This is a genomic window from Streptomyces sp. NPDC029138, from assembly GCF_055564375.1.
Window position 1 is genome coordinate 71,649 of the sequence record NZ_JBVHWM010000043.1, and the last position, 9,680, is coordinate 81,328.

Sequence of the window (9,680 nt, forward strand, 5' to 3'; positions counted from 1 at the left end):
CGATCAGCGCATGCCGCCGGCGACGGCCGGCAGGATCGTCACGTTGTCGCCGTCGGACAGCTTGGTGTTGATGCCGTCCAGGAAGCGGACGTCCTCGTCGTTGAGGTACACGTTGACGAAGCGGCGCAGCTGGTCGCCGTCCACGATGCGGGCCTGGATGCCCGCGTGCCGCGACTCTAGGTCGGCGAACAGCTCGGCGAGGGTGCTCCCGTTGCCCTCCACCGCCTTCTGACCGTCGGTGTACTGGCGGAGGATGGTGGGGATGCGGACCTCGATGGCCATGGTTGCGGGCTCCTGTCAGGAAGTGTCGGTAGGTGTGGGCACGCGGCGGGGCACGCCGCGGCTCACGGCCGTACGGCGGCGGGGAACGTCAACAGATGGCGCTGTTCAGCCTGCACAGATCGACGTGCAGCCGCGCCACGAGCAGCGTGCCCGGCGCCTTCTCGCTCACGTCGTTCAGAACCATGGGCTCATCGTATCGATTCCCGGTCCGGGTCCCGGAGTGTGATTCCACATCCCGGACGGAATGCGACCGACTGGTGAGATCAGTACGCCTCGACGACCTTGACCTCCTCCTCGGTGACCTCCCCTTCCAGGATGCGGAAGGAGCGGAACTGGAACTCTCCGGCGCCGTCGGTGTCGGCGGTGGACACCAGGACGTAGTGCGCGCCGGGCTCGTTGGCGTAGCTGATGTCGGTCCGGGAGGGGTACGCCTCGGTCGCGGTGTGGGAGTGGTAGATGATCACCGGCTCCTCGTCGCGGTCGTCCAGCTCGCGGTAGAGCTTGAGCAGGTCCTGGGAGTCGAACTCGTAGAAGGTGGGCGAGCGGGCCGCGTTGAGCATCGGGACGAAACGCTCGGGGCGGCCGGAGCCCACCGGTCCGGCGACCACGCCGCACGCCTCGTCGGGGTGGTCCTCGCGCGCGTGGGCGACGATCTGGTCGTAGAGCGCCTGGGTGATGGTCAGCATGGGGGTCAGGATAAGCAGAGGGGCCGTCCCGTACCGGGGGGTGGTACGGGACGGCCCACATGGCGGACGTCCTGAGCGGCGGCCGCCGGGGGCGCCACGAGAGCTCCCGACGGCCGGACGTCCTTTTCCGGAGGTTTCCGGGGGTCTTCCGGGATCTTCCGGAGGTTTTCCGGGGGTCAGCCCACCTTCTCGAACTCCGGCTCGCGGCGGTCCGTGATGGACGGCGTCCGGGACTTCAGGACCAGCCAGCCGATGCCGAGGGCGACCGCCCAGACGGCCATCACGTACAGGCAGACGCGGGAGTCGGCGTCGTAGGCGATCAGGCCGGTGACGAAGAGCAGGAAGGCGATGGCGACGTACGAGCACACCGCGCCGCCGGGCGCCGGGAAGGAGCTGGCGGGCAGCCGGCCCGCGTCGACCGCGCGGCGGTAGAGGACGTGGCTGACCAGGATCATCAGCCAGGTCCAGATGCCGGCCGCGGTGGCGACGGAGGTCACGTAGCCGAAGGCCTTCTCCGGGACGACGTAGTTCAGGACCACGCCGATGCCCATGAACAGCACCGAGACGGTGATGCCGAGCGCGGGGGTCTTGGTGGCCGACAGCTTCGAGAAGACCCGCGGGGCCTCGCCGTTGTCGGCGAGGGTGCGCAGCATGCGGCCGGTGGAGTACATGCCCGAGTTGCAGGACGACAGGGCCGCGGTGAGCACCACGAAGTTGACGATGCCGGCGCCGGCCGGGATGCCGATCATCGCGAACGCCTTCACGAACGGGCTGACGCCCTCCGTGAACTCGGTCCACTTCACCACACAGAGGATGACGGTGAGGGCACCGACGTAGAACAGGCCGATGCGCCAGGGCAGCGTGTTGATGGCCTTGGGGAGGGTCTTCTCCGGGTTCTCGGACTCGCCCGCGGTGACGCCGACCAGCTCGACGGCGAGGTAGGCGAACATCACGCCCTGCAAGGTCATCAGCGAGGAACCGATGCCCTTGGGGAAGAAGCCGTCGAACTGCCACAGGTTCGACACGTGCGCGGTGTCACCGGCAGCGCTGAAGCCGAAGGTGAGCACGCCAAGACCGATCACGATCATGCCGATCAGGGCGGTGACCTTGACCATGGAGAACCAGAACTCCAGCTCACCGAAGAGCTTCACGGAGATCAGGTTGACCCCGAAGAGGACCACCAGGAAGACGAGCGCCGTCACCCACTGCGGAATGGCCGGGAACCAGTAGTTGATGTAGATCGCGGCGGCCGTCAGCTCGGCCATGCCGGTGACGACCCACATCAGCCAGTACGTCCAGCCGGTGAAGTAGCCGAAGAACGGGCCGAGGAACTCGCGGGAGTAGTCCGCGAACGAGCCCGAGACGGGACGGTAGAGCAGCAGTTCGCCCAGGGCCCGCATGATGAAGAAGATGATCACGCCCGCGAGGGCGTACATGAGGATGAGGCTCGGGCCGGCCTTCTCGATGTTCGCGCCTGCCTTGAGGAACAGCCCGACACCGATCGCGCCGCCGATGGCGATCATCTGGACCTGACGGCTGCCGAGCCCGCGCTCGTACCCCTCCTCAGGGGCGGTGGTGACCTTCTCAGAGGTCATGTGTGGTGCGCCTTTCTCCATGCCGACCCGGGCCTTTCGTCGGCCTCGGATCGGGTCTCGATCCCCCCGGATGATGGAGTTGTCTGCCTGGCCGACGGTCGTCGGCTCGGTGGCGCACCCGGCCGAACGTGGGTGGTGTCGGCCGGGCGGTCGTGAAGATTTATCACGGCCGCAATATTGATCACAGGGGCGCGATGTGGCGCATCACACAGGTAAAAGTGGACAAAGAGCGCCCAAATGCGGCAAAAACGGCCGCAAAGGTGACGGGATCGTTATCCGGATTTGAGCGTCCTCTGAGCGAACACTCCTGAGGGGCAAACCGTACGAACTACGGCATCAGGGTCGTCACCAGGGTCTCCTGGAGCCCGCCCAGCCACAGATAGGCCAGGACCATCGGCTTGCGCGGGTCCTCCTCCGGGAGCCGGTAGAGCAGGTCGGTGTCGTCCTCGTCGGTGATCTCCAGCCGGGAGCCGATCGCCAGCCGGAGATCGTTGAGGGCGCCGAGCCACTGCCGGGACTCCTCCGGGGACAGCTCGAGCACCGCCCCGCCCTCGTCGACCGGCGCGAGCGCGTCCAGGCTGCGGATCACCCCGAGCGCGTTCTCCCGCTTGCCGGCGCGCAGGTCGTTCTCGGTGAAGCGGCGGAACTCGGCGGAGTGCGCCCGCCGCTCCTCGGCCTCGGCGGACGAGGCGGGGATCTCCTCCGGGTCGCTGTAGGCGTCCGGGAAGAGCCGCCGGAGCACCGGGTCGGCGGGCGGCTCGCTCGGCCCCTCCGCGAACAGCTCGGCGAGCGGGTCGTCCGGGGCGTCGGCGCCGGGGCCGGGGCCGATGAGTTCCAGGAGCTGGACGGCCAGCGACCGGATGATGGAGATCTCGACGTCGTCGAGAGCGACGGCCGCGCCGCCGCCGGGGAGCGGTTCGAAGTGTCCGGGCATCTGGGTGCGTTTACTTCCGGTCCTGCTGGAGGGTGGCCCACAGACCGTAGCCGTGCATCGCCTGCACGTCGCGCTCCATCTCCTCGCGGGTCCCGCTGGAGACGACCGCCCGGCCCTTGTGGTGGACGTCGAGCATGAGCTTGGTGGCCTTGTCCTTGGAGTAGCCGAAGTACGTCTGGAAGACGTACGTCACGTAGCTCATGAGGTTGACCGGGTCGTTGTGGACGATCGTGACCCAGGGGACGTCGGGCTCGGGTACGGCGAAGACCTCCTCCGCCGACTCGGTGCGTTCGATCTCTACGGGCGCGGGTGACGTCACACAGCCCATGCTGCCACGGCCTCCACAAATCGTCACACCGACGAAAAGGGAGTACGATTCCTCGTCATGAACACAGCGGACCTTGGGCTGCCGGTGGACGTTCCCTCGACAGCGCTCTTCACGGACCAGTACGAGCTGACGATGCTGCGCGCCGCCCTGAAGGCCGGTACGGCCGAACGGCGGAGCGTCTTCGAGGTCTTCACCCGGCGGCTGCCGAACGGCCGCCGCTACGGCGTGGTGGCCGGCACCGGCCGCGTCCTGGACGCGGTGGAGAACTTCCGCTTCGACTCCGGCGTCCTCGGCTTCCTGCGCGAGCGGGACATCGTCGACGAGGAGACGCTGCGGTGGCTCGCCGACTACCGCTTCAGCGGGGACATCTGGGGCTACCCCGAGGGCGAGGTGTACTTCCCCGGCTCGCCGATCATGCGCGTCGAGGGCAGCTTCGCCGAGTGCGTCCTGCTGGAGACCGTGATCCTCTCCATCCTCAACCACGACTCCGCCATCGCCGCCGCCGCCTCCCGGATGGCCTCCGCCGCCGGCGGGCGCCCGCTGATCGAGATGGGCGCCCGCCGCACCCACGAGCTGGCCGCGGTGGCCGCCGCCCGCGCCGCCTACGTCGGCGGCTTCGCGACCACCTCCGACCTGGCCGCCGGCTTCCGCTACGGCATCCCGACCGTCGGCACCTCCGCCCACGCCTTCACCCTGCTCCACGACCGCGAGCGGGACGCCTTCCAGGCCCAGGTCGACACCCTCGGCCGGGGCACGACCCTTCTGGTGGACACCTACGACGTCGCCGAGGCCGTCCGTACGGCGGTGGAGGTGGCCGGCCCCGAGCTGGGCGCGGTCCGCATCGACTCCGGCGACCTGCTGCTGGTGGCCCATCGGGTGCGGCAGCAGCTGGACGAGCTGGGCGCGACCGACACGAAGATCATCGTGACCTCCGACCTGGACGAGTACGCCATCGCCTCGCTGGCCGCCGCGCCGGTGGACGCGTACGGAGTCGGCACCCAGCTGGTGACCGGCTCCGGGCACCCGACCTCCTCCATGGTCTACAAGCTGGTCGCCCGCGCCGAGTCCGCCGACCCGAAGGCACCGCTGCTGGCCGTCGCGAAGAAGTCCAGCGGCGGGAAGACGTCCATCGGGGGCCGCAAGTGGGCGGCCCGCCGGCTGGACGCGGAGGGGGTCGCGGAGGCGGAGGTCGTCGGCACCGGGCCGGTCCCGGCCGAGCTGGCCGACCGGCAGCTGCTGGTACAGCTGATCAAGGGCGGCGAGGTGGTCGCCCGGGAGCCGCTGGACGTGACCCGGGACCGCCACATCGCGGCCCGCGCGAATCTGCCGCTCTCCGCCACGCAGCTGTCCAGGGGGGAACCCGTCATTCCGACGGAGTACGTCCACGGGCGCCCGGGTAGCTAGAGCGGGACCCCCGTCCGCCCCTCGACGCCCCCTCCCGCAGGAGCCCGGAATTCTCTAGGCTCAGTTACTTCACTCTCAGTCGAAGGACACCCACCATGCGCCGCGCCTTGATCGTCGTAGACGTGCAGAACGACTTCTGCGAGGGGGGCAGCCTCGCGGTGGCCGGCGGTGCCGACGTGGCCGCCGCCATCACCGAGCTGATCGGCCAGGCGGCGGGCACCGGGTACCGGCATGTGGTGGCCACCCGCGACCACCACGTCGCGCCCGGCGGCCACTTCGCGGACAACCCCGACTACGTCCGCTCCTGGCCCGCGCACTGCGTCGCGGGCACGGAGGGAGTGGGCTTCCACCCGAACTTCGCCCCGGCCGTCGCCTCCGGCGCGGTGGACGCCGTGTTCGACAAGGGCGCCTACGCGGCCGCGTACAGCGGCTTCGAGGGCACCGACGAGAACGGCGTCCCCCTGGCCGACTGGCTCCACGCCCGGGAGATCACGGAGGTGGACGTGGTGGGCATCGCCACGGACCACTGCGTACGGGCAACGGCCCTGGACGCCGCCCGGGAGGGCTTCCGCACCCAGGTCCTCCTGGACCTGACGGCCGGGGTGGCGGGAGAGACCACCGAGCGGGCCCTGGAGGAGCTACGGGAAGCGGGCGTGGAACTCACCGGCAAGCCCGTGGTGAGCGGCTAGGGACGTTGGCCCGGAGGGCTTGCGGCCGGTTCGGCACCGCCGGTGAGCACCATCGTGGCTGATCGCCGTTGCGGCGGAAAGAAGGGCGGGCGCTGCCGCCCTCAGGGGCGCGGGGAACTGCGCGACCAGCCACGAAGCAGCCGCACCCGGCGACGTACCGCCGCTTCCCTCACCGCACCAGCGCCGACCGGCGGAGCAACGCCCGGATCGGCTGCCACAGCTCGTTCACGATGACACCGTTGTCCACCGGGGCCGTGCGCCATATCAGGCCGTCGGGATGGTGCAGGACCGCCGTGATCTCGTCCGGCGTCGGAGGCGCGGCGTTCCCCCGGAGGTAGATCGCCCGCAGGCCCAGGTTCCGGAGCCTGGTCAGGGCCCGGGCACGGTTCTGGGCGTGCACGAGCACCCGCACCCCGGCGGAGCCGTACGGCAGGTTCAGCGCCACCACCACCGTGCCGTTCGGCAGCTTGCAGAAGCCTCCAGCGGCCATGCGGTCACATCCCCGTTTCGGTCGGTGTCAATAAGCGGTCCACAGGACGCACCTAAACACGACCGGCGGCAACCCGCCAAGGGGTTGCCGCCGATACGCCTCTGACCTGCGGTGATGCGGACTACTTCACCGCGGGGCCGACCTTGAGCTGGATCGTGGAGCCGTCCTTGGCCTCCTTGACGATCGTGATCTTGGTGTTGGTGTCAGTGACCTTCACCCCACCCGTCGGGTTCGACGGGTCGTAGTAGGTGCTGGTGTGGTCGTTGAAGACGCGGACGCCCTTCGAGCCCTTGATCTTCAGCGCGACGTCGGCCTTGTGCAGGGTGATGCCGTCCGTGGCGTAGAGGCTGAACGGCGAGTCGTAGGCCTGGATGCGGTTGCGCAGCAGCGTGCCGTCGGCCCACTTCAGCGCCTTCGGGTGCGAGTCGATCGGCAGGATCAGACCGGTGCCCGGGTGGCCGTTGGCGCTGTTGGTGTTGTTGTCCGCCTGGGAGGTGTCCCACTTCCAGATCAGCAGGCCGTTCTGGTACGGGTAGTGCTCCACCCAGTCCGGACGCGACGCGAAGCCGAAGTTGTACGGGCCCGTCTTGAGCGTCTTGTCGTACGACACGTACTGGCGGTTCTCGGCGATGTAGTACTGCTTGTAGTCCTTGGTGAAGGACGCGCCGATGCGGGAGAAGCCGTCCGCGGTCCAACCGGCGTCCGCCGTCTCGGCGTTGTCCGAGAACAGCGGGGTGCCGTCGGCGGTCACGGCGATCTCGTCGGCCGTGAAGCCGTTCTCCGCGACACCGCCGTCGGTGGCGTAGCGGAAGCGCAGGTCGATCTTCTTGCCCGCGTAGGCGTCGAGGGAGAAGGCCAGCTTCTTGTGCGTCTGCGAGAAGCCGCTCAGCGCCGGCTTGCCGCTGGCGTCCTTCGGCAGGGCCTGGCCGTCGGCCGTGCCGTCCAGCGCGGTCCAGTTGGCGCCGCCGTCGGTCGAGACCTCGGTGTAGACGTAGTCGTAGCCGGCCTCGGTGGCCCACCAGCCGTCCAGGGTGAGGCTCGCCGAGGACTTGCCGGTCAGGTCCACGGAGCGGGTCAGCGTGTTCTTCAGGTTGTTGCCGCTGCCGCTCCACCACTGGGTGGCGCCCTGCGCCGGCTCGGTGATGGTGGTGGTGACCGCCTTGTCCGGCAGGGTCACCACGAGGGCCTGCTTGTCCCAGGTGTTGTACTCGGCGACGCCCAGCTTGTGCGAGGACTGCTTGCCGGCCTTGGCGGTGTCGTAGTTCAGCCAGCCCAGCTGGAGCTTGTCCCAGGCGTTCATGTCGCCCGGCAGGTCGCCGATGGACTGCTTGCCGGTGCCCAGCCACGAGCCGGAGGACATCAGCGTCCAGAAACCGGTGGAGTTGTCGCCGCCGGCGGTGTCGTACTCGTCCGGCAGGCCGAGGTCGTGGCCGTACTCGTGGGCGTAGACGCCGAGGCCGCCGTTCTCCGGCTGGATGGTGTAGTCGCCGACCCAGATGCCGGTGTCGCCGACCTGTGTCCCGCCGAGCTTGTTGTTCTGGGGGCCGGTGGCGCCGGCGTCGGTGCCGAAGGCGTACCAGCGGTGGGCCCAGATCGCGTTCTCGCCCTCGGCGCCGCCGCCGGCGGACTCGTCCTCACCGGCGTGCACGATCTGGAAGTGGTCGACGTAGCCGTCCGGCTCGTTGAAGTTGCCGTCGCCGTCGAAGTCGTAGCGGTCCCACTGGTCGTACTTGGCGAGGTCCTTCTTGATGTCGGCGTCGGTGCGGCCGGCCTTCTTCTGCTGGGCGACCCAGGCGTTCAGGCCGTCGCTGACGACGTTCCACACGCTCGGGCAGTTGGTGTCGCCGCAGGCGTTGTTGCCGTAACGGGCCTCGTTGTAGGGGACCTTGACCCAGTCGGTGACCTCACCGGAGACCGAGTAGCGGCCCGAGGACTGCTTCTCGTAGTACTTCTTCAGCGACTCGGTCTTCTTGCCGGTGCCGAAGTAGAGGTCCTGGTAGTGCTTCTTGTCGTAGTCCTTCTGCCAGGCCGTCGAGTTGTCCTTCTTGCGGTCCGGCGCGGCGATCTTGTTGTGCAGCGGGCCCGGGGTACCGCCGTACTTGGGGTCGGTCTGGTCGCCGAACTCCACGAGGATCGTGAAGATCTTGTCGGTCTTCTCGCGGCTCAGCTCGACGTACTTGCTCCGGCCCTTGCGGCTCTTGAGCTCGACGACCTTGGAGCCGTTGCGCTCCTTCGCGGTGGCCTTGCCGGCTATGAGCTGGTTCAGTGCCTCCTCACGCTGGGCCTCCTGGGTCTTGCTCAGGGGGCCGTCCAGGTCGTGCGCGCGCTGCTTCACCGGCGCCGGGTCGTGCCGGTTGGCGGCGGCGTCCTGAGCCTGGGTGCCCGCCTCCGCGACGGCGAAAGTGGCGAACGTGGCGGAGGCCGCCGCGAGCGTCACGCCGATGGCGGCCGCTCTGAACGTCCAGGATCTGCTGGTCACTTGAGTTCCTCCCCCGCGCCGCGCACACGGACAGAGGGTTCCGGGTCATGGAGGAATCCGTGCGCGCACGATCAACGCGTGTAGTCAAGTGACGACATTTGACTAGAGGTTTAGCTGAAAAAACAGATCTTGACTTGAGCAGGACAAGTGCACTATGCGGAGGTGGCGTTCGCTTTACGGACGCGTGTCACCCGGCCAACAGGCGCAGGGGAACGCCCGTTTGGCCGAGACGGTGACTCCATGCGCCCCCTGTGCATCGGTACCGTGGGTTAGGTCACGCTTACCGGACGTCCCGCTCGGGCATGCAGGCCAACAGAGTGGCATACCCATCTTCCGAAGACTGCCGAGGACACGATTGCCATGCCTCGTCCGACCGCCGCACAGCTCGCCTACGGTTCCTGCACCGTGATCTTCTCGACGCTCGCCATGCTGCTGCTGTCCCAGACGAGTTCGGGCCTCGGGGTCGCCGTCATCGCCCTCGCGGCCCTCGCGCTGGGCCTGCTGGTCGCCCTGACGGTCCCCGTACCCGGGGCGGGCACGGAGCAGGCGCCCGCCGAGCCCGTCGCGGAGGAGGAACGCGTCCCCACGACCCTGTGAGCCACAGGGACGCGGAGCCACAGAGACGTGGGGGGGGGGGGGGGGGGGGGGGGGGGGGGGGGGGGGGGGGGGGGGGGGGGGGGGGGGGGGGGGGGGGGGGGGGGGGGGGGGGGGGGGTGGGGGGGGGGGGGGGGGGGGGGGGGGGGGGGGGGGGGGGGGGGGGGGGGGGGGAGGTGGGGACAGTGGCGGGGGGAGC

Annotated in this window: 11 protein-coding genes; 3 read left to right on the forward strand and 8 right to left on the reverse strand. The window is 69.2% G+C overall.

Annotation, left to right across the window (positions count from 1 at the left end; translation table 11 throughout):
• Positions 1-3 precede the first annotated feature (3 nt).
• The 6 genes from ACZ4WH_RS28385 to clpS form a co-directional block, all read right to left on the reverse strand.
• Positions 4-282, reverse strand: a complete 279-nt coding sequence (locus ACZ4WH_RS28385; RefSeq protein WP_014672988.1) for a MoaD/ThiS family protein — start codon at positions 280-282, stop codon at positions 4-6.
• Positions 283-370: 88 nt separating this feature from the next.
• Complete coding sequence (locus ACZ4WH_RS28390; RefSeq protein WP_309550412.1) at positions 371-466, reverse strand: putative leader peptide; 96 nt, start codon at positions 464-466, stop codon at positions 371-373.
• 79 nt (positions 467-545) lie between these two features.
• Positions 546-968, reverse strand: coding sequence for a M67 family metallopeptidase (locus ACZ4WH_RS28395; RefSeq protein ID WP_468185689.1), 423 nt, complete (start codon positions 966-968; stop codon positions 546-548).
• 176 nt (positions 969-1,144) lie between these two features.
• Positions 1,145-2,563, reverse strand: coding sequence for an amino acid permease (locus ACZ4WH_RS28400; protein WP_468185691.1), 1,419 nt, complete (start codon positions 2,561-2,563; stop codon positions 1,145-1,147).
• Between the two features lie 328 nt (positions 2,564-2,891).
• Positions 2,892-3,497, reverse strand: coding sequence for a DUF2017 domain-containing protein (locus ACZ4WH_RS28405; protein WP_468185694.1), 606 nt, complete (start codon positions 3,495-3,497; stop codon positions 2,892-2,894).
• 10 nt (positions 3,498-3,507) lie between these two features.
• The gene (clpS, locus tag ACZ4WH_RS28410; RefSeq protein WP_188290919.1) at positions 3,508-3,825 is read right to left on the reverse strand and encodes an ATP-dependent Clp protease adapter ClpS; all 318 of its coding nucleotides are present in this window, start codon (positions 3,823-3,825) and stop codon (positions 3,508-3,510) included.
• 57 nt (positions 3,826-3,882) lie between these two features.
• On the opposite strand from clpS, the gene ACZ4WH_RS28415 reads away from it, so the two are divergent.
• Together ACZ4WH_RS28415 and ACZ4WH_RS28420 are read left to right on the forward strand one after the other, a co-directional pair.
• On the forward strand, positions 3,883-5,229 hold the full coding sequence (locus tag ACZ4WH_RS28415; protein ID WP_468185697.1) for a nicotinate phosphoribosyltransferase: 1,347 nt from the start codon (positions 3,883-3,885) through the stop codon (positions 5,227-5,229).
• A gap of 95 nt (positions 5,230-5,324) precedes the next feature.
• Positions 5,325-5,918 (forward strand): isochorismatase family protein, encoded by a 594-nt coding sequence (locus tag ACZ4WH_RS28420; protein WP_468185700.1) that lies wholly within the window; start codon positions 5,325-5,327, stop codon positions 5,916-5,918.
• A gap of 169 nt (positions 5,919-6,087) precedes the next feature.
• Here ACZ4WH_RS28420 and ACZ4WH_RS28425 read toward each other — a convergent pair whose 3' ends face one another.
• Complete coding sequence (locus tag ACZ4WH_RS28425) at positions 6,088-6,408, reverse strand: hypothetical protein (protein ID WP_468185703.1); 321 nt, start codon at positions 6,406-6,408, stop codon at positions 6,088-6,090.
• 121 nt (positions 6,409-6,529) lie between these two features.
• Entirely contained in the window at positions 6,530-8,887 is a 2,358-nt protein-coding gene (locus ACZ4WH_RS28430; protein WP_468185706.1) for an immune inhibitor A domain-containing protein, read from the reverse strand.
• Between the two features lie 360 nt (positions 8,888-9,247).
• Here ACZ4WH_RS28430 and ACZ4WH_RS28435 point away from each other — a divergent pair, with 360 nt between their 5' ends.
• Positions 9,248-9,484 (forward strand): hypothetical protein, encoded by a 237-nt coding sequence (locus ACZ4WH_RS28435; protein WP_468185709.1) that lies wholly within the window; start codon positions 9,248-9,250, stop codon positions 9,482-9,484.
• Positions 9,485-9,680: the final 196 nt, after the last annotated feature.

Coding starts and splice junctions, on each gene's coding strand:
- clpS (WP_188290919.1), bottom strand. CDS start 3,825: ATGGGCTGTGTGACGTCACCCGCGCCCGTAGAGATCGAACGCACCGAG.
- ACZ4WH_RS28405 (WP_468185694.1), bottom strand. CDS start 3,497: ATGCCCGGACACTTCGAACCGCTCCCCGGCGGCGGCGCGGCCGTCGCT.
- ACZ4WH_RS28435 (WP_468185709.1), top strand. CDS start 9,248: ATGCCTCGTCCGACCGCCGCACAGCTCGCCTACGGTTCCTGCACCGTG.
- ACZ4WH_RS28415 (WP_468185697.1), top strand. CDS start 3,883: ATGAACACAGCGGACCTTGGGCTGCCGGTGGACGTTCCCTCGACAGCG.
- ACZ4WH_RS28420 (WP_468185700.1), top strand. CDS start 5,325: ATGCGCCGCGCCTTGATCGTCGTAGACGTGCAGAACGACTTCTGCGAG.
- ACZ4WH_RS28425 (WP_468185703.1), bottom strand. CDS start 6,408: ATGGCCGCTGGAGGCTTCTGCAAGCTGCCGAACGGCACGGTGGTGGTG.
- ACZ4WH_RS28400 (WP_468185691.1), bottom strand. CDS start 2,563: ATGACCTCTGAGAAGGTCACCACCGCCCCTGAGGAGGGGTACGAGCGC.
- ACZ4WH_RS28385 (WP_014672988.1), bottom strand. CDS start 282: ATGGCCATCGAGGTCCGCATCCCCACCATCCTCCGCCAGTACACCGAC.
- ACZ4WH_RS28395 (WP_468185689.1), bottom strand. CDS start 968: ATGCTGACCATCACCCAGGCGCTCTACGACCAGATCGTCGCCCACGCG.
- ACZ4WH_RS28390 (WP_309550412.1), bottom strand. CDS start 466: ATGGTTCTGAACGACGTGAGCGAGAAGGCGCCGGGCACGCTGCTCGTG.